Source organism: Psychromonas sp. L1A2 (assembly GCF_009828855.1).
In the GTDB taxonomy this organism is placed as follows: Bacteria; Pseudomonadota; Gammaproteobacteria; order Enterobacterales; family Psychromonadaceae; genus Psychromonas.
This window is the reverse complement of sequence record NZ_WUAG01000002.1, coordinates 1,171,691-1,192,115: the sequence shown is the minus strand read 5'-3', so window position 1 is coordinate 1,192,115 and position 20,425 is coordinate 1,171,691. Positions and strand designations below refer to the sequence as shown.

14 protein-coding genes are annotated in these 20,425 nt (G+C 38.4%); 5 read left to right on the top strand and 9 right to left on the bottom strand.

What is annotated here, in order from left to right; translation table 11 throughout:
• Positions 1 to 43 precede the first annotated feature (43 nt).
• The 4 genes from GQR59_RS15535 to GQR59_RS15520 all read right to left on the bottom strand — a co-directional run bounded on the left by GQR59_RS15535 (position 44) and on the right by GQR59_RS15520 (position 5,628).
• Entirely contained in the window at positions 44 to 874 is an 831-nt protein-coding gene (locus GQR59_RS15535) for a metalloregulator ArsR/SmtB family transcription factor (protein ID WP_160064190.1), read from the bottom strand.
• A 660-nt stretch (positions 875 to 1,534) separates the two neighbouring features.
• Positions 1,535 to 2,518 (bottom strand): acrylyl-CoA reductase (NADPH), encoded by a 984-nt coding sequence (acuI, locus tag GQR59_RS15530; RefSeq protein WP_160064188.1) that lies wholly within the window; start codon positions 2,516 to 2,518, stop codon positions 1,535 to 1,537.
• 103 nt (positions 2,519 to 2,621) lie between these two features.
• A complete protein-coding gene (gene acuR, locus GQR59_RS15525; RefSeq protein WP_160064186.1) occupies positions 2,622 to 3,254 on the bottom strand; it encodes an acrylate utilization transcriptional regulator AcuR in 633 nt (210 codons plus the stop codon).
• 283 nt (positions 3,255 to 3,537) lie between these two features.
• On the bottom strand, positions 3,538 to 5,628 hold the full coding sequence (locus GQR59_RS15520; RefSeq protein ID WP_160064184.1) for a sensor domain-containing protein: 2,091 nt from the start codon (positions 5,626 to 5,628) through the stop codon (positions 3,538 to 3,540).
• Between the two features lie 861 nt (positions 5,629 to 6,489).
• Between GQR59_RS15520 and GQR59_RS15515 the strand changes: the two genes are divergently transcribed.
• Positions 6,490 to 6,987 (top strand): cyclin-dependent kinase inhibitor 3 family protein, encoded by a 498-nt coding sequence (locus GQR59_RS15515; RefSeq protein ID WP_201288119.1) that lies wholly within the window; start codon positions 6,490 to 6,492, stop codon positions 6,985 to 6,987.
• Between the two features lie 902 nt (positions 6,988 to 7,889).
• On the opposite strand, the gene GQR59_RS15510 is transcribed toward GQR59_RS15515, so the two are convergent.
• From GQR59_RS15510 to GQR59_RS15485, 5 genes are all read right to left on the bottom strand, one after another.
• Positions 7,890 to 8,468, bottom strand: coding sequence for a hypothetical protein (locus GQR59_RS15510; RefSeq protein ID WP_160064182.1), 579 nt, complete (start codon positions 8,466 to 8,468; stop codon positions 7,890 to 7,892).
• Positions 8,469 to 8,630: 162 nt separating this feature from the next.
• The gene (locus GQR59_RS15505; protein WP_160064180.1) at positions 8,631 to 9,038 is read right to left on the bottom strand and encodes a hypothetical protein; all 408 of its coding nucleotides are present in this window, start codon (positions 9,036 to 9,038) and stop codon (positions 8,631 to 8,633) included.
• A 205-nt stretch (positions 9,039 to 9,243) separates the two neighbouring features.
• Positions 9,244 to 9,774 (bottom strand): hypothetical protein, encoded by a 531-nt coding sequence (locus tag GQR59_RS15500; RefSeq protein ID WP_160064178.1) that lies wholly within the window; start codon positions 9,772 to 9,774, stop codon positions 9,244 to 9,246.
• A 961-nt stretch (positions 9,775 to 10,735) separates the two neighbouring features.
• Positions 10,736 to 11,623: a response regulator transcription factor gene (locus GQR59_RS15490; RefSeq protein ID WP_160064174.1), complete on the bottom strand. Its 888-nt coding sequence runs from the start codon at positions 11,621 to 11,623 to the stop codon at positions 10,736 to 10,738.
• Entirely contained in the window at positions 11,613 to 14,978 is a 3,366-nt protein-coding gene (locus GQR59_RS15485) for an ATP-binding protein (protein WP_160064172.1), read from the bottom strand. Before GQR59_RS15485 ends, GQR59_RS15490 begins: the two co-directional genes overlap by 11 nt.
• Before the next feature lie 261 nt (positions 14,979 to 15,239).
• Between GQR59_RS15485 and urtA the strand changes: the two genes are divergently transcribed.
• The 4 genes from urtA (at position 15,240) to urtD (ending at position 20,424) form a co-directional block, all read left to right on the top strand.
• The gene (gene urtA / locus GQR59_RS15480) at positions 15,240 to 16,523 is read left to right on the top strand and encodes an urea ABC transporter substrate-binding protein (protein WP_160064170.1); all 1,284 of its coding nucleotides are present in this window, start codon (positions 15,240 to 15,242) and stop codon (positions 16,521 to 16,523) included.
• A gap of 189 nt (positions 16,524 to 16,712) precedes the next feature.
• Positions 16,713 to 18,410, top strand: a complete 1,698-nt coding sequence (urtB, locus tag GQR59_RS15475) for an urea ABC transporter permease subunit UrtB (RefSeq protein ID WP_160064168.1) — start codon at positions 16,713 to 16,715, stop codon at positions 18,408 to 18,410.
• Complete coding sequence (gene urtC / locus GQR59_RS15470) at positions 18,410 to 19,615, top strand: urea ABC transporter permease subunit UrtC (protein ID WP_201288118.1); 1,206 nt, start codon at positions 18,410 to 18,412, stop codon at positions 19,613 to 19,615. The genes urtB and urtC overlap by 1 nt, the downstream gene beginning before the upstream one ends.
• Positions 19,615 to 20,424, top strand: a complete 810-nt coding sequence (gene urtD / locus GQR59_RS15465; RefSeq protein WP_160064166.1) for an urea ABC transporter ATP-binding protein UrtD — start codon at positions 19,615 to 19,617, stop codon at positions 20,422 to 20,424. Before urtC ends, urtD begins: the two co-directional genes overlap by 1 nt.
• The last annotated feature ends 1 nt before the right edge of the window (position 20,425 follow it).

Here is a 20,425-nt window from a genome sequence, read left to right as displayed (position 1 = left end):
AAAGTCATTAGCAAAAGCTATTAATAAACATTATTAATAAAAATTACTGACAAGCGTTGTTTTTATTAGGTTCCTGCTTCATTTCTTCTAATCGCTGTAATGATTTTATTACTTGCGTCATATTGTTTTCTGCCGTTTTAGCTATAACCGATTTAATCCATAAAGGCAGTTGTTCGTTCACTCGATAAAATACCCATTGCCCTTGTTTACGAGTGCTTAGGATTTTTGATTTTTTTAATACTGCGAGATTGCGAGATACTTTAGGCTGACTTTCTTCCTGTAATGCATACATCAAATCACACACACAAAGTTCACCATAATAATGCGTTAATATGATGGTTTTTAAACGAATCTCGTCGGTTAAGCATTTATAAAAAGAGATCGGATCAACCTGCTCAATTTCTTCACCCTTTGCTAATATTGCAGCTGACTTTTCATTGCATTTTAATAACATGTTGATACGTGAATTAAGTTGCTCAAATAGCGTTATAAAAGAAGATAATTCTGTTTTAGATTGATAATTCGAGATATGCCAAACTAATTGTTGCGACGCACTCAGATTGCCAATATCAGATGCAGTTATTGCTTTATTAAGTAGGATCACATAGTCAAAATGTTGTTCAGAATATTTCGTTATTGATGGCGAGTTGAATTTTGTACTCTCAAGTCCGAAGCTTTTCATTACCTGTAACGTATTACTTTCAATTTCTTTGCAATCGAACTCAGAAGAAGGAATGGTAGAAATACCAATATCGGCATTAAAAACATCAATATTATCAATGTTTTTTAATCGCAATAATGCGGCTGCCACTTGAGAATGCATTGAATTATTGGCACTGATAAAAATAACACGCAATTTATGCTTATTTTTCATGGTTAAGTTTATGTCCATCAAAAGAGAGTATATTAAAAATATTAACACTATATATGAATAAATGTATATATGTTTTTTTGTATATAAGGAGGGCCTTTCTTAATAGACAAATGCTTAATAGGTAAATAGTTAAAAAACATTTAAAAACTGAATAACAGAAGATACAAATAAAAAGGCAGGCAGTACAAAGAAGAAAATAAGAGAGAAGGCAATAAAATAAGTCTGTAAAAAGAAGTAAAATTAAAAGACTAAAGTGTTAGCCTTTCAATTTATTAACGGGCCCGCTTAACTTATTTAATGTGCTGATAGTGTCTGATATGAATATCATAGCTATAAGCACATTAACGTTAACCTTGCGTTTCAGGGGCTGTGCGATTAATGATTGCGAAAGTCCGTATTAATAACAATCACAATAAATAGCTTATCTATTTTACTTGTTAAAACAGCCCACTTCCTCGTTATAAATTTCGTAAAGGGAACAGCCATTAAAGAATTAACATCTTTTGGTTAATTCTCCGATAGACGATTAACGAAGTTAATCTTCGAAAGGCTCAATTTACGCCTTGAATTGAACTGTTTTTCCAGCGCAAAATTTAGATAACATATTTAATGTAATCGGTATAAGCAATAATCACTCAGCAATAATTCGCCAGCAATAGCCTATCCTGCAATATTAACCACAACACGACCACGTACTTTACCTGATATCAGTTTTTCTGCGGTTTCAATCGCTTCATCTAAGGTGATTTCTTTAGCGATATCATCAATAACGGCGGGTTCTAAAATAGTTGCAAGGCGTTCCCATGCTTCAATTCTATCGGCAGTAGGGCGCATAACACTATCAATCCCCGCTAACGTCACACCACGTAAAATGAATGGCATCACTGTTGTTGGTAAATCCATGCCTTGAGCCAAACCACAAGCGGCAACCACGCCACCGTATTTTAAGCTTGCACACACATTAGCCAGTGTATGGCTACCAGCAGAATCAATGGCTGCTGCCCAACGTTCTTTTGCTAACGGACGTCCTGGCTCTGTTAATGTTGATCGGTCAATAACCTCTGCTGCACCTAACTTTTTAAGGTATTCCGATTCTTCAAGGCGACCTGTTGATGCGATAACGTTGTAACCTAATTTAGCTAATATGGTAATAGCAAAACTACCCACGCCGCCATTGGCGCCAGTGACTAAAATGTCGCCTTTATCTGCTGTGATACCATTTTTTTCTAGTGCAATAACACATAACATAGCCGTGTAACCTGCAGTGCCAATAGACATCGCTTGGCGGGCCGAGAATGCCTTAGGTAAAGGGATTAACCATTCGCTTTTTAAACGTGCTTTCTCTGCTAAACCACCACAATGCGTTTCACCAACGCCAAAGCCATTTAATAAAACGTTATCACCAACTTTAAATTGCTCGCTGTCACTTTGTTCAACGGTACCGACTAGGTCAATCCCAGGTACCATTGGAAAGCTACGAACCACGGGGCCTTTACCTGTAATAGCAAGAGCATCTTTATAATTTAACGTGCTATAAGCGACTTTGATGGTGACATCACCTTCTGGCAAAAGACTGTCATCGATGCCTTTCACGGCAGCTCTGTAACCTTGTTCATCTTTCTCGACTAAAATACCTTTGAACATATTGATTCCTTTTAGACCGATCGTCTATTAATGATTTAAAAAGCTTTAATTAAGAATGTTTTAATTAAAGACGTAAAGTTAAAAGTTTAAAAATGAATGTTTTTCATCGAGGTAAACCTGCAATGAAGTTATCTAAATAGTTATCTAATGGTGTGGTGCTTTGCACTAGTCGCGTTCGGCTTACTGCACCTTCCCAACCTATCCAAAAATACTCTGCTAATTGATCACAATCAGCGGTTGTTGATAAGTCACCCTGAGTTTGCGCTAACTTAAAGCATTGGCTTACACGAAGTTGCCAAACGTCGAAGATATCTATTAATATTTGTCTAAAGCTTTCAGGCAATAAATCAACTTCTTGCCCTAAATTCCCTACTAAACAGCCACGTTTAAAGTGATGGCGTGTTAATCCTGCTTTAGCATTATCGGCAAAGTGTTTAATTCGATCTAACGGCGGGTAATTTTCATCTAATAGATAAGTATCTAATTTATTAGCAAAGTAACTTGCGTAGCTTTCAATTACTGCTAAACCAAAAGCTTCTTTACTTGAAAAGTAATGATAAAAAGATCCTTTAGGCACACCGACTCTTTTTAAAATAGGATCGATACCTGAAGAAGCAAAACCACTTTCTGTTAATTGTTCAAGACCACTGCGGATTAATTCAGCCTTAGTGTCACGATTTTCCTGCGCACTTTTTAATGGTCGACCACGTCGTGGTTTTGTTGTTATTGATGTCATAGAACAGCCATAGATAATGTTATATAGATATAATAGACCGATCGTCTAATTAAATGCAAAGGGTTTGTAATAGGCTGATATTAATGAATGGACTTACCATGAGGAAGATCAATTTAAGGCGATAGAGGGAATGAAAAAATGCCACGGTTCAGAGCACATTACAGAACATCAAAGAGCATCAAAGCAGGCAATAGTACTATTCACAAAGTCTCAATCGGTAACCTATTTAGACTATTGTTAGTAGGCTACCGAATAGTTTTAGTTCAAGCTAATTAACAGAAAATTATGCTTCATTGATTTCTTTATAGTGGCTTGAAAAATCAATAAACTGTCCCGCAGGCATCGGCTTACTAAAATAATAACCTTGCACATAATCGCAGTTTAATTCTTTTAATATTGTTAATTGTTCTGTTATCTCAACACCTTCTGCAACCACATCTAAGCCTAAGCTATGTGCAATTGCAATGCTTGCTTTTACTAAATCACGGTCTTCTTTATTTTGAGTAATACCATTAATGAAGCTTCGATCGATTTTTAACACATCAAAATCATATTGGCGTAAATAACTGAGAGAAGAATAGCCCGTACCAAAGTCATCCATTGATAATTTGACGCCTAACCTCTGTAATTCCAGTAATGCATCTGAAATATAAGATTGTCCAGTCATTAACACGCCTTCAGTAATTTCTAGTTCTAAACGTCCTGCTTCAATATTGGCTTCATCAAGTGATTCTTTAATAAAAGGGATCAGATTTTTGTCTCGGAACTGGCGAGGCGATAAATTAACTGCAATAGTATATTGCTCACCTTCACTAGTTTGCCATTGGTGTAAGAAATTAAGCGCTTGTTTAACAACGTATTGGCCAATCACTACAATCAACCCAGTATGTTCTGCAATTGGGATAAATTCATCGGGAGTAATATTGCCTAATGCAGCACTATGCCAACGCAGTAACGCTTCAGCACCAATGACTTTATTGGTTTTTACATCTAATTGAGGTTGATAATAAACTTCAAATTCATCACGTTCTAGTGCGCCGTGCATCTGCTCTTCAATTTCAAAACGACGTATCATTGCAATATTCATTTCTTTAGTAAAAAAGGAATAGGCATTACGCCCTAATGATTTCGCTTGATACATTGCCGTATCAGCATTACGCAATAAATCCGATACCGTATACCCATTTTCAGGTGAGACTGCGATACCTATACTTAAAGTGAGGATTAATTCTCTGCCATCAATTTGGAAAGGTTCTCTAAACACCTTGAGTAAGTTGTCAGCGATTGTTCGCGGATCATTTTCATCGTTTAAACCTTGAGATAACACAATGAACTCATCTCCGCCTAAACGGCCTATTGTGTCTTCTTTACGTATTGCCCTCGTTAACCTAAGCGCTGCCTCTATTAATAATTTATCGCCTACCTCATGGCCTAGCGAGTCATTTACTTTTTTAAAGTCATCTAAATCAAGAAAAAAGACAGCGATATTTTTATGGCTTTTCTCAGAGTCGATTATCATTTGTGATAAACGATCAAGTGCTAAAAAACGGTTTGGTAATAGCGTCAACGTATCGTAGTAAGCGTGTCTACGTATAACCTCTGACGATTTGTGTTGTTCAGTGATATCTCGAACAATCGTTAGTATCTGTTCATATTGCGGTAAGTAGCTCATTCTCGCTTCAAAGTAAGTGAGCCCGTGAGGCAGCGTTAACTCATATTCAAACGTCAATGCACCAGTATGTTGTGTCACTTTTTTAATATATCGATCAAATATTTTAGAAACGTTTGCGGGTAGGGTCTCGGAGATCGATTTACCTACAAATTCATTGGGAGAGACGAAGAGGTTTTTATGATTACTCGCATAGTAATCGATGATTGAACCATTCCTTTCCATCAAGAAAAATAAGTCAGGAGTCGCTTCAAAAATGGTTTCAAGCATATGTTCTTTAAACACAACTTGAGCTTCAGCGTTCCGAACATCAGTTAGATTGATATCAACGCAATACATCTGTCTTTTATTAAACTGATTGGTAAACATCACATGGCTTGAAAACACATTAACGTCGTGGCCATCTTTGTCGCGTAAAATGATTTCTGAGGCAGGAATTTCTATGTCTTTTTTTACCCAGTCATTATGTGCTGCAATAACAAACTCAGACATAGGTGTCGGGATAATCAGTTTCTCTATTTTTTCGCCCAAAGCCTCTTCTTTACTGAAGCCATAAAGCTTTTCACTACCAGCATTCCAATATATAACACGACGTTCTTCATCGTAGCCTTGCACTGAAATAGCATCCACAGCATCGAACAACTGATGTAACGTATCATTAGTCGTATTTTGATTGAATAGATTACTGATTTCTACCGATCTCATATATTGGGCTCATATTAGATTTAATAAAAATGGAAGTTATATACATACTATATCTTAATAGCTATTTTTTCATTAATAAATTATATTTCTATGATCATGAACAAAGCTATTTGATATAAGTTGTGGTTAGTTAAATGCCTAGCTAAATGGTTTGTTGAGGGTAAAGTATTAAACGAGGATCTCGCACTTAGTGGTCGGATCTTTGGGATGTGGTTTTGCTCTGGATGTAGCTTTGTTCTGGATTTAGTTTGTCTGTGCGCGTAGAGGGTTTATTAAAAATTACTGTTCGGTATTTCGCCTTATTGATTATTTTACTTTTTGAACTTCTGAAGCTTTACCCATAACACGCAAAAAACTGCCACAGATCCCTTTCTGTTCCAAATAATCGACTCATTTTTATTGGTCCGTTTAGGATGTGCAAAGGGCATACAGAACTTAGCCCGCTCATAATACTATGCTGTCGTATAAATCGCTCCATGCACTAGCCTCAACTAAGCCAAACATCTTGTTTAGCTTTACTTAAAATAAGTAAATTAATTGGGAAAGCTTAACGGCGGATAGTCATAGCCACATTGAGTATCGAACTTTATTATTAACTGTTTGATATTATTAAGATCAATCATTGGATGCCCCGTACTTTAAGTTAAATTAGTGTGGTTGATATAATCTAAACCTTATATTGAGTCTTGTAATATTAATGTTTAGATGGCCTCTCGTTACTGCTTTAGTTACTTTGACGCGGAAGCTAACGGGTATATATAGACTGCTTAACTATTAAACCTTAAGATATTCCGGAATAGAACAATAAACAAAGATGTATATAATAATTACATTCAAATTCAACTTAGGAAATGAAAAAGTATGATGGAACATCCAACTTGGGAACTCCCGATCAACAACAAAGCAGCGCTAATTTTAACACCTTGTCCTGGTACAAAAGGGGTATCATTGAGTGAAAGTGTTGCACAGCTTAAGTCTCAAGGTGTCACCGCTGTCGTTACGGCTTTAAGCACACAAGAGATGCTTGAAAGTGGTGTAGGCGCGTTGTCTGAAGAGGTTGCGAATGCAGGTTTACAGTGGTTTCATACTCCAATAAAAGACGATTCAGTCCCTAACGTAGCATTCCACTCGCGTTGGAAAGGCATTGTACCCTCAATTCGTAAAGCATTAGATAATGGTAACAAAGTAGCGATACATTGTATGGGAGGATCTGGCCGTACTGGGTTACTTGCTGCGCATATTTTATTAGATCAAGGTTGGGAGTTAGAAGATATCATCACTCAGGTTCAATTCCTAAGACCGGGAGCGTTTACTAAAGATGCACAAGTTGAGTATATTCAAGAGTTTGCGAAGAAGTAAACCTATTTAGTCTTTTAGGTTTTGGTTCTATCTCGTTCCCATGGTCTCCGTGGGAACGCATATTTACTTGAAGAATTAACATAGCTTAGTTCGTCTGCGCTCATCGTGGCGTTTGATTTTTAGTTGCAGTGTTTTCACCCTGTCGGCGACCCCCTTTCTTTTACCTGAAAGGCTTTTTACCCACAACACGCAAAGAAACTGGCCACCGAATCACTTTCTTATCCAATCAATCCATTTATTTTAAACGTACCGTTTCGGACGTGCAAAGGGCATGCAGAGCTTAGTTCGCTCATAATACTATGCTGTCGCATAAATCGCTCCATGCACTAGCCTCAACTAACCCAAATATCCTGTTTGGTTTTACTCAAAATAAGTAAATTAATTGGGAAAGCTTAACGACGGGGAGTTGTAGCCATATTTGCGAATGTCTTAAGCTTAGCTTTTTTGAATAATTGTTAATTGAATAATGTTTTAGTGTTATTGCTTCGTCTGCGCTCCTACTTCCTTTGAACAGCAAAGAAAGTAGGCAAAGAAAGCTGTCACCGATCGCTTTCTTATCCAAGTAATCCACTTATTTTTAACGTACCGTTTCGGACGTGCAAAGGACACGCAGAGCTTAGTCCGCTCATAATACTATGCTGTCGCATAAATCGCTCCATGCACTAGCCTCAACTAATCCAAACATCCTGTTTGGTTTACTCAAAATAAGTAAATTAATTGGGAAAGCTTAACGACGGGGGAGTTGTAGCCATATTGAGCATCGAACTTTATTGTTAACTATTTGAGATTATTAAGCTCAACCATTGGATGTCCCGTACTTTATTAAATAAAACAATAAGTTAAAAACTTTTATTTATCATGAGTTTACAAAAAACGAGTTATTCTACAACCTCAACGCCGCGCTAAGTGCCTTTTGCGAATGATACTGACTCAATTTTTTTAGTAGGAAAATTATAATGGAGCAATATAAAACCATTACTTATTTCATAATCATCAGTATCAAAATGATGTTGATAAGTGAAATCCATAAACTCATTCACGATCTCCGAATAATTAACACCATCAAAGTATTTAGGAACCAATAATCTAAATTTTTTACCGTCATGTGCTTCGGAAATTATTGAGAATGCTATTGAATAAGGATTGTCAGGATTTAGCTTTCCTTCTGTAGCATACAACGTGGGTTCAATTCTTTGTTTAACGAGTACATCTTCTCCCACTTTAGATATCATGTTTTTTAAAGCCGTATAATGATCTTTACCGGCTTCCTTTAAAAAACCATCAAAATACGATTTAGCAATATAAGCAAGAACCAGAGGCGGGATTAACCATTCATAGCAAGCCATTCCATCTTGAAGCGGGTGAGTCTCTCCTTTAACTAAAACTCTTAAATTATCATTTTTTATTTCTGATACAAAACTACTAAATAATTCACTTTCAATGTTACAGTCATGAATTAAAGTGATATGAACATTATTCATAGGTTATCCTTGGCACATAAAGAGGCTGTAGAATTTCTCTTTTTTCAAGAAAAACAGCTATTTTTAAAATTTAATAATCAAATAAAAAAGTTAAAAATAGAAATTTTTTATAAACTTACAAAGCCGAGTTATTCTACAACCTCAACGCCGCTTAGTGCCTTTTTAGGTGGGGATTTCAAGAATTTCTTTAATATCTTCCATTTGCTTCCTCTTTCGTCTATCAGATTTCCCTTGAATTAGTGGCTGAGAATATTTGTATAGCACTTCGTTAGGAATAAGAATGACATCACATTCAATATCACCATCTTGCTCTCTTTTATTTAGCCGGTGATTACCATCAATTACCCAACACTCATTTTGTATGCAAGCGATCAATATTGGTTGAGTTTTTCGAGACTCATTCATCGAGTTAATATGTTCCATTTTAATTTCGTGTGAAGTATTAAACTCCAAAATATCAATCACACTAGCACTAACCAATTTTAGTTCTATGTTCCTTTGAAGCGAAGTAAGGTAGCCGATCAATTCGTGAATGCGTATTTCCAAATGCCATTTTAAAATAATGTACACTTCATCTGGAGCACCTTTATCAATTTTGAATATACTACTAACTCTCCGCAAAGATCAGGAACCTAACGAGGCTGTAGAATTACTCTATTTTTGAGAAAACACAGCTATTCTTGAAATGTATTAATCAAATAAAACAACAAGTTAAAAATTACAATTTCTTATAAATTTACAAAGAACGAGCTATTCTACAACCTCAAAGCCTATTTTAGTTCTGTTTAAAGCTCTTGTTAGCACGTTGTACACGATTATGAAAATGAATCAAATGACCACGAGCAGTAGTAACCGTATTGTGGCTTTTTTGAATATCAGACAATTCAAATTTACGGTAAGTTGATTTATCTTTAGAACAAGCAACCCCTTGAGATGGAGATGCATGTAACCAACTTGCATGAGCAAAATCATTTCGAGAACTGCTACTACTTATTAGTAATTTATTAAGTTCATTTAATGACACCATTAACTCGTTATGATGACTTACTAAACCTTTATAAAGCTTAATAAGCTCTTTTGCTTTGTCACTGTACATCTGACATAATTTTTTGGTATTGATAGCAATATCAGACATTTCATATGCTTCAGTCAAATACATAGATATTTCATCTTCAAGTGCATTGAACTCCATCACGAACAGACCTAATGGAGCACTTATAGCATTCAAATATTGCTGTAGTTCTTCTTCAGTTTCATACACGTCAATGTGCTCAAAAATACAATTATCTCTAATTTTATACGACACACTATGCTCCAGGTGCTAACAGCGTCATTAAGCAGAATAATCCCGTATTTTCGGTGGAAATGCGGAATACATTAATTTAGTAATTTTTTTAAACAATACGCTACTGCAATAGTAAATCAAACATTTAAAGTTATCTTTAACCTTAAATCAAATATTAATCATGTAGATAGGTGAAGCTATTCCGCATTAACAACGGAAAGGCAGAATGAGGTTTATTGTTTATATTTAACAGGGTTTTTTATTTTATTACTGGAATAATAAGAAACTCTATATGGCTGCATTAATTTCCCATTTTCGTTTTTCTGAATCAATCACTGCCTTTAGCAAGCTAAGGCATGGAGCGACTTATGCGGCAGCATAGTTTATGAGCGGGCTAAGCTCTGCGTGCCCTTTGCCGTTGCTAGCTTAGAGCGCGGCAGGGACGCCGCGTATGAGCGGTGCGTAAAGAAGGTAGTGATTTATTCAGATTAAAAAAACGTTATGGGCGAGTTTCTTTTGGTTCTGTTTTCTTTGTTCGTATAAAGAAAATGAACTCGCCGACAGGGCGAAACATCAAGCTGGAGATATCAATGTACCTCGATGAGCGCAGACGAACGATATCACCAAGAAAAAAACAGCCTCAACGAGCGCAGCGAAACATCACTCAATGTGGCTACAACTCCCCGCCGTTGAGCTTTCCCAAGCGATTAAGCTCTTTCTGCAACAGCAAACAGGACGTTTGCTGTAACTTCATTCGGCGCATGGACGCGCCGTATGAAGTGGTGCATAAAGAAAGAGCTTCATTGATTGGATAAGAAAGCGATCCGGTGACAGTCTTTTTGCTTACTTTTTCTGCTGTTCAGAAAAAGTAAAGTCGCCGACAGGGCGAAAAGACAGCTAACAAAGTTCGAATTGATCCGACGAGCGCAGACGAACCCCAAAGCACAAACAAAAAAGGATCACCCTGCATTCCTTTGCTGCCTCACCCTTCTAAGATCCTCAAAGCAATCGCCGCTGCCGACGTGCGGTTATCCACCCCTAACTTCTTATAAATTTGCTCTAAATGCTTATTCACCGTACGTGGGCTCATTTCTAAAATCTGTGAAATTTCCCAACTGGTTTTACCGTAAGATACCCAATACAACACCTCAGATTCACGTTTGGTGATCGGGAGGTTATCTTTCAAATCCTGTGGTGATTTTTGTGTTTTAGTTTGTACGATGCGTAACAAATGCATTTGCTGTTGTTGGCGCTCGTAAGCTATGCTCATTTTCTCGGAAAAGCAGTCTACTTTTAACTCTTTGCTGGTATCACCTAATAACCAACTTTCAATTAAAGTCGCTAAGGTTGCCCACGGGCTGGCGTCGCCTTTGGAAATATCATCGACCAATTCATGTACATGCGGCGTTGCCCAAGATAATCGGCCTAATTGGCTAACACAAAATACCGTTTTGCCGGCGTGGTCTAAGGCATCTTGTGCACTTAATGCGAGTTTGGCGGTTTCAACGTGGCGTTTGATCCGCACAATCACTTCATCTGGCGAAATGGGTTTAGTGACGTAATCCACACCACCTGCTTCAATGCCTTTCACTATATCTTCGACGTCGGTTAATCCAGTCATGAAAATAATAGGGGTGTTAGGTAAGAGTTCTTTTAAACGTCGGCAAGTTTCAAAGCCATCCATCTCTGGCATCATCGCATCTAATAGCACTACATCTGGTGGAACTTTTTCTGCGATGGCGAGTGCTTGTTGTCCGCTTAAGGCGACTAATGCGGTATAACCTTGACTGTTCAGTGCCACATTGAGCATGCCTAATGATTCTGGTGAATCATCGACAACCAATACAACATCACTGCTTTTATGATCCATGGTTTAACTCGTTTAAATATTCAATAATTTTAGGGAAATTACAGACTTCAACATACTCAAGTATCTGCGACGCACTGTCTTCTGGGTAGTGATATTCAGCTTGTATTTCTTCAAATTTATTCTTAAATCCAGACAGATAGCCAATCTCTGCAAGGGCAATTAAGGCTTGATATTGCTCACTGGTGACGCTGGGTTTATTACTCTTATTAGCCTCGTTGGACGTTATGTTATCAGTGTTTTTATACTGCCATTGTAGGTTTAATAATTGTGCTATTTTACCTAATAATGCATCTAAATTAAGAGGTTTGGCAATATAACCATTATGATAACCTTCAGCTTGTAGATTGTACTCCGCATCACGGGCATTGGCTGACACCATTAATACGGGCATTTGATAATGCTGTTCACGTAGATTTTTGACCATTTGCCAGCCGTTAATGTCTGGCATTTGCACATCCATTAACACTAAGTCGATATCATTATCCTGCAGTAATTCAAAACCTTGCTGTGCATGCTCGGCTAATAACACCTTAAAGCCGATCGGCTCTAATAAATTGAACATTAAATCACGTTGGTTTTTATTATCGTCCACCACTAATACGGTTTGCTTCGCGCCGTTATAGCCTACTGCTTCTGATTTAGTCAGTTCTGGCTCTTTAGGATCTTTGTTGAGCTTAAATAACATCAGCTTGAAGTTGAAGGTTGAGCCTTGTCCAACACTACTCGTTAAGCTTATTTCACCCCCCATTAGTTCAGCTAATGAACGTGAGATGGTTAATCCTAATCCCGTTCCACCGATAGATTGAGTATGGGTATTGCGAATTTGCTCAAAGGGTTTAAATATTAAATCTTGATTACTTTTGGCGATACCTGCGCCAGTGTCGATAATACTAAAGTTAGCGACTTCACTGCGGTAGGTGACTTTAAAAGTAACTGAGCCTTTTTCTGTGTATTTAATGGCGTTAGAGATCAAGTTGATCAGTATTTGTCTAAAGCGTTGTTTATCTGTGGCGACATAATCGGGTAGGTTGGCGCTGGCGATATAATGGAATTTAATGCCTTTTTTACTGGCTTGCATTTGGAACATATCCACCAGCTGTTGCAAAATAGCTTTGAGATTAAACTCATCACGTTGCAAGGTCACACGTCCCGCTTCAATCTTGGAGACTTCTAATAAGCTTTCAATTAAGTCGGCTAAATGCTCTCCGTTACGTCTCACAATTGAGATACTTTCACGTTGTTTTGGCGGTAATACTTCATCGCGCATTAACAGTTGTGCATAACCTAACAGTACATTAAGCGGGGTGCGTAACTCATGACTTAACGCGGCAAGATAACGACTTTTAGCTTCATTGGCCGACTCTGCTACTTCTTTTGCGCTTTGTAAGGCTTCTGAGGTTTGTTCGTGAGCATCCACTTCTTTAGCTAAAGCTTTAGTCTGTGAACGTAACTCTTTTAATGCACTGTGATTGCCGTGACGCGCGAGGATAAATAACCAACTGACGATACCAATGATGATAATTAATAGGAAAAATATCTTAATTAAGGTGCTCGCAAAAACCTCTTTCACTTCTACTTCATCGAGTGGAACTTGTAGATATACCAACACTAAGATCCCCGCGCCAACAAAACCAAGACCTAAGGTGAGTGCGATGAATTGCATTAGTGGTGTGGTTAATACTTTAAGTACTTTGGCACTTAAAAAACGCGTGAAAAAATCATGGGCTTGTTGTGAAAGGGTGGCGTCTGGTCGACATTGATCTGCACATCGCACATCTAGGCTACAGCATAAGGAACAAATAGCTTTGCCATAAGCAGGGCAGAAAGTGATGTCTTCATGGTCAAAGCTATTTTCACAAATGTGGCATTGCGTAAAGGTTTTGATTTCAGGTTGTTGGTTGGCCGCTAAATAGTATTTTCCTTTGGTTAACCAGCCAATTAAAGGCACCGTTATAAATGGCAAAAAACACGCAATAAAAGATGCTAACGCTTCAATGGTTTCACCATAAATACCCATGTGAGCGGTAAAGCCTGCTATTGATGCAATCAACATTGAACCAACACCTACGGGGTTAATATCATAAAGGTGAGAGCGTTTAAATTCGATATGACGAGGGCTGATGCCTAAGGGTTTGTTGATGATAAGGTCTGCTACTACTGAGCTTAACCAAGCCAGTACAATCACCGAGTAAACTGACAACATACTGGCGATGGTTTGGTAAATGCCCAGTTCCATCAGCAATAGGGCAATGGCCACATTAAACACCATCCACACTACGCGTCCTGGATGATTGTGTGTGACGCGAGAAAAGAAGTTAGACCATGCTAATGAACCTGCATAGGCATTGGCAACGTTAATTTTTAACTGTGATAACACCACAAACGTACAAGCTACAAAGACACTAATCGACGGGTTATCAAACACATAACTGTAAGCAAGTTGATACATGTGAGCAGGGTCGCTGGCGAGATGTGGTGCAACACCTTGCTTTAATGCAAAGTAGGCTAAGAAAGATCCTAAAAATAGTTTAAGCGCGCCAAATAACATCCAACCTGGACCACCTGCAATCAGTGCTAACCACCAACGCCAAGCGTCTTTTTTTGGTTTTTCAGGTAAGAACCTCAGGAAGTCGACTTGTTCACCGATTTGCGCGACTAACGCTAATAAAACGGCTGAAGCGCCACCAAATAATAATAGATTAAATGAACTGCCTGATTCGCCAGCTTCACCTGTAAAGCTGATCCAATCGCTGAATTGCGTATCGTTGTGAGTAAACACAAAGAACAATGGTAGTAGTTGCAGTGCCACCCAAATCGGTGACGTCCAGACTTGAAAGCGACTGATATAGGTAATGCCGTGGGTCACTAAGGGGATAATTAATAAGGTACTGACGATATACCCTGCGGGTAAGGGCAAGCCAAATAGTATTTTTAATGCCATCGCCATAATCGCAGCTTCAAGCGCAAAAAAGATAAAGGTAAAGGAGGCGTAAATAAGTGAGGCGATACTGGAACCAATATAACCAAAACCAGCACCTCGGCTGAGTAAGTCGATATCGACACCATATTTGGCGGCATAATAACTAATAGGCAGGCCGGTTAAGAATACAATTAAGGTGACCGCTAAAATCGCCCAAGCGGCATTTTCAAAGCCATATTGAAGGGTGATTGCACCGCCAATCGCTTCTAAAACAAGAAACGAAACTATCCCAAGCGCCGTCATTGAAATGCGGTTTAATGACCACTTTCTTGCGCGTTTAGCGGTAAAGCGCAGCGCAAAATCTTCCATCATCTCATTGGCAACAAGCTTGTTATAAGTTCTGCGTGCTTTAATTATTTTTTGGTTTGATTGCATGACCGCTTCTTTCGCTATTTATTGGCTATCCGTACCCGTACTAATAACTACTCAGCTCTTAGCATATCGTGCGCGCGTACCTTACTTCAATAGTTGTTGTTTTTATATGCGCATAATTACGTAGTCCATTGCGCGCTTTTGCGCATTTAATGCTTGCTCTAATTACTGGATACTAATCCCACTTGAAATAGGTTGGGATTGAGATTTTTATTCCGTTAAAAAGATTAATCATTGGATACTAAAAAGGGAAAGGAACTATCTATGAAACTGAAGAAACTAATTGTTGCAAGTTCGATTGTTGCAACTGGCTTAATGACTAACTTTGCTTATGCTGCTGATAGCATCAAAGTCGGTGTTTTACATTCTTTATCAGGCACAATGGCAATTAGTGAAACAACACTAAAAGACACTGTATTGATGATGATTGAAGAGCAAAATGCAAAGGGCGGTTTATTAGGTAAGAAAATTGAGCCTGTGGTGGTTGACCCTGCGTCAAACTGGCCATTATTTGCAGAGAAAGGCCGTGAATTATTAGCAAAAGATAAAGTCGATGTTATTTTTGGTAGCTGGACTTCAGTTTCTCGTAAATCAGTATTGCCTGTGCTTGAAGAGCTTAACGGCTTAATGTTTTACCCAGTTCAGTACGAAGGTGAAGAGTCTTCTAAAAACGTATTCTATACCGGTGCTGCGCCAAACCAACAAGCGATTCCTGCTGTTGATTACTTGATTAATGATCTTGGTGCTGAGCGCTTTGTCTTGTTAGGTACTGATTATGTTTATCCACGTACTACTAACAAAATATTAGAAGCATACTTGATGTCTAAAGGCATAAAGTCTGAAGATATCATGATTAACTACACGCCATTTGGTCATTCAGATTGGCAAAATATTGTAGCTGAAGTAAAACGCTTTGGTTCTGAAGGCAAACAAACAGCTGTAGTTTCAACAGTAAACGGTGATGCAAATATCCCATTCTACAAAGAGTTAGGTAACCAAGGTATTTCTGCTGAAGATATCCCTGTTATTGCGTTCTCTGTTGGTGAAGAAGAGCTATCTGGTTTTGATACTAAACCGTTAGTAGGTCATTTAGCCGCTTGGAACTACTTCCAAAGTGTTGAAACAGAAGAGAATGAAGCGTTTATCGCACAATGGAAAAAATACATTGGTGATGACAAACGTGTAACAAATGACCCAATGGAAGCAACTTACATTGGTTTCAAAATGTGGGTTAAGGCTGTTGAGAAAGCCGGTACTACTGATGTTGATGCAGTTGAGCAAGCAATGATCGGTATCGCTGTACCTAACTTAACGGGCGGTATTGCGGTAATGAATCCTAACCACCATTTATCTAAGCCTGTATTAATTGGTGAAATCCAAGAAGACGGTCAGTTTGAAGTGGTTTGGTCTACGCCTGATACTGTGATTGGTGATGCATGGTCAGATTTCTTACCAAGCTCGAAAAACCTAGTCTCTGATTGGACTGCTCCAATCAAATGCGGCAACTTTGATGTCACTACTGCAAAATGTTCTGGTCAACAATTTTAGTCATAACGTTCTAACTTACTAATTTAAATTATTTAACTTATTTAACTTATTTAATAAATTCATGTAGTTAAATTCATATAGTTAAGTTCATATAGTTAAGTTCATGTAGCTAAATGTAAGAACGATTAGATGGGAGGCTCAGCCCTCCCATTTTTATGCACTGAAGAAATCAATATTAAGGAACAGCTCATGTTGCGTCTATTTCCCCTTTTACTTTTCTTTGTTATGTCATTCAACGCCTCAGCCGCTGTTAGTGAAACACAACAATCAGCTCTTCCTGCATTAGTAGAGCAGTTACCAAATACTAAATTAAACAAAATGGCGTCACTGATTGAACAAATCGCGGCGACATCAACACCACAAGTCAGTAATATTTTACAACCTTTGATGGACGGCGATCTGTATTACCTTAAAGCCGATAAACGCGTTGTCTCTGTCTTTAAAAACCAACAAAAACAATATGAACTGACGGATGTGTTAACTGCTGAAGTGTTACCTGCGGTGAGTAAATCAGCGATTAAAAAAGTAAGAACCAATAACCGTTTACGTGGCCAAATTCGTGACTTATTAGCCAACCTTGATTTAACAAGTACTGATGCTGATACCCGTATTACCGCTTTAAAACAATTATTAGATAACCCAAACCAAACCGGTTTGACTGCGGTTAATAAATTAATCAAAAGCGAGAAAGATGATGATGCTCGTGAATTGATGTCAGTTATCTTATTAGTTGATCAATTAGAAACGGGTTCAACGTCGGAGAAATTGTCTGCGGCTAAACAACTGTCAGATCGTTTAGAACCGACTGTTAAGAATGCCTTAGTTAAAGAGTTAGATAGAGTTAAAGAGTTAGATAGCATCTCTGCCGATTCAGCTTCTACTAGTTCAACATCTACTGACACTGAATCTAGCAGCGTAGAAGCACAAAGTGCAGAAACAAAAGAACTTAAAACAGTATTAACCAATGCCATAAGCAGCATTGAACAACAAGCGAGTGTGTTTAGCTTAGCTGAAAATTTATTTTTTGGGTTAAGTCTTGGATCCGTCTTATTACTGGCGGCGATTGGTCTTGCTATCACCTTTGGTGTGATGGGTGTTATCAATATGGCGCACGGTGAAATGATGATGTTAGGTGCTTATACCACTTATGTTATCCAACAAACTTTCCCTCATTTAATTGAATACTCGTTATTAATGGCTGTACCTGCTGCATTCCTTGTATCTGGTTTTGTTGGTGTATTAATTGAACGTGGTGTGATTCGTTTCTTAAAAGGCCGCCCATTAGAAACCTTACTGGCTACTTTTGGTATTAGCTTAATTTTACAACAACTAGTACGTAGTGTGTTCTCTCCACTTAACCGCCAAGTTGAAGCACCACAATGGATGAGTGGTTCGTTAGAAATTAACCCTATCTTGTCGTTAACCTATAACCGTTTATACATCATCTTATTTGCGTTAATGGTGTTCTTCTCACTGTTAATGATTTTGAAAAATTCTTCATTAGGGTTACACGTTCGCGCTGTTTCTCAAAACCGAGATATGGCAAGAGCATTGAGTGTTAAAAGCTCATGGGTTGATGCGATTACCTTTGGGTTAGGTTCTGGTATTGCGGGGGTTGCAGGTGTGGCATTAAGTCAGTTGACGAATGTTGGACCGAACTTAGGACAGGCTTATATCATCGATTCATTCTTAGTGGTGGTATTCGGTGGTGTAGGTAACTTATGGGGCACGTTAGTAGCAGCAATGACCATGGGAACATTTAACAAAATACTAGAACCATCAATGGGGCCAGTGCTTGCCAATATTATTGTTTTAGTCAGTTTAGTGTTGTTCATTCAAAAGCGACCTAAAGGACTGTTTCCGCAAAAAGGGAGATCTGCAGAATAATGAATACTTTACTGAATTCACCTAGCGTGAAAAACATAACTAAAAAAATGAGTAGTTTGCATTTTGTTATTGCGATCTTATTTGTCTCAACATTGTATGTCAGCGTGTGTAACTTGATGTTTGCCGAGGGCTCACTACTGCATGTGAGTGATTACACGGTGAGTTTATTAGGTAAGTATCTTTGTTATGCCTTACTCGCCTTAGCGGTTGATTTGGTATGGGGATATTGCGGTATTTTAAGTTTAGGCCACGGCGCATTCTTTGCCTTAGGTGGCTACGCGATGGGCATGTATTTAATGCGTCAAATTGGTGATCGTGGCGTTTACGGTAACCCTGAACTGCCCGATTTTATGGTGTTCTTGAACTGGACTGAATTACCTTGGTATTGGGCGGGATCTGATAACGCCTTGGTGATGATTTTATTAGTCTTTGCTGGTCCTGGTTTATTAGCTTTCATCTTTGGTACGTTAGCATTCCGTTCACGTGTAAGTGGTGTGTACTTATCCATCATGACACAAGCGATGACTTATGCATTGCTACTGTCTTTTTTCCGTAATGAAATGGGATTTGGTGGTAACAATGGTTTAACGGATTTTAAAGAAATCTTTGGATTCTCATTACAGTCACCGAATACTAAGTTGGCTTTATTTGTGGCGACAGCAGTAATGTTAGCCATTGGTTATGCGCTCAGTCACTTTATTGTTAATTCAAAAATGGGCCGTGTGGTCACTGCGATTCGTGATTCAGAAGATCGTGTGCGTTTTGTAGGTTATAAACCGCAACATTATAAAGTATGGATCTTCGTAGTATCAGCAATGTTAGCGGGTGTAGCAGGTGCGCTTTATGTACCACAAGTGGGCATTATTAATCCGGGTGAATTCTCTCCATTAAATTCCATTGAGATTGTTATTTGGGTGGCAATTGGTGGACGAGGTACTTTATACGGCGCATTAGTGGGCGCGATTGTGGTGAGTTATGCCAAGACGCGTTTTACTGCGATTATGCCAGAAGCATGGTTATTTGGATTAGGTGGTTTGTTTGTATTGGTTACTTTGTTACTACCAAAAGGCCTTGCAGGGTTAGTGACAAACTTAATGGATAAAATAGATCCACCAGCAACAGAAAAGAAACCGAGCAGCTCTGATAAAAACGACTTTAATAAAAGTAAGTCGGATGATGCAACACTAGCAGTGGAGAATAAATAATGATTGTAGATAAACATGGTTCACCGCTGTCATCAGTTGATAATTTAAAGCCAGATACACGCCACGGTATGATTTTATACGTGGAAGATGTCAGTGTGAGTTTTGATGGTTTTAAAGCGTTAAATGACCTTAATCTTTATATTGGTGATGGTGAGTTACGTTGTTTAATCGGTGCAAACGGCGCAGGTAAAACCACGCTAATGGACGTTATTACTGGTAAAACGCGTCCTGACAAAGGGAAGGTGGATTTTGGTCAGCAAATTGACTTATTAACACTCGATGAATCTGAAATAGCACGTGCAGGTATCGGCCGTAAATTTCAGAAACCAACGGTATTTGAAGCACTCAGTGTCTTTGAAAATATCGAGTTAAGTTTGTCTGGCGATAAAGGTATTTGGAGTGCGTTGTTTCATAAATTGAGTGGCGAACAACAAGATAAAATAGATGAAGTCTTACAAACCATTGGTTTAACAGTCGAGCAGCATTATCCAGCAGGGCGTTTATCTCATGGCCAAAAACAATGGCTAGAAATTGGTATGTTATTAGCCGCTGAGCCGCGTTTATTGTTAGTTGATGAACCTGTTGCTGGTATGACCGCACAGGAAACCGAGCGTACAGCTGAGCTATTAACATCACTTGCAGGCAAGCATTCAGTAGTGGTAGTTGAGCATGATATGGCCTTTGTGCGTTCTATTGCACGTAAAGTGACGGTATTACATCAAGGGAGCGTGTTAGCGGAAGGGTCGATGGATGAAATCCAAGCAAATAAAGATGTACGTGAAGTTTATTTAGGTGAGGAGCAAGCTTAAT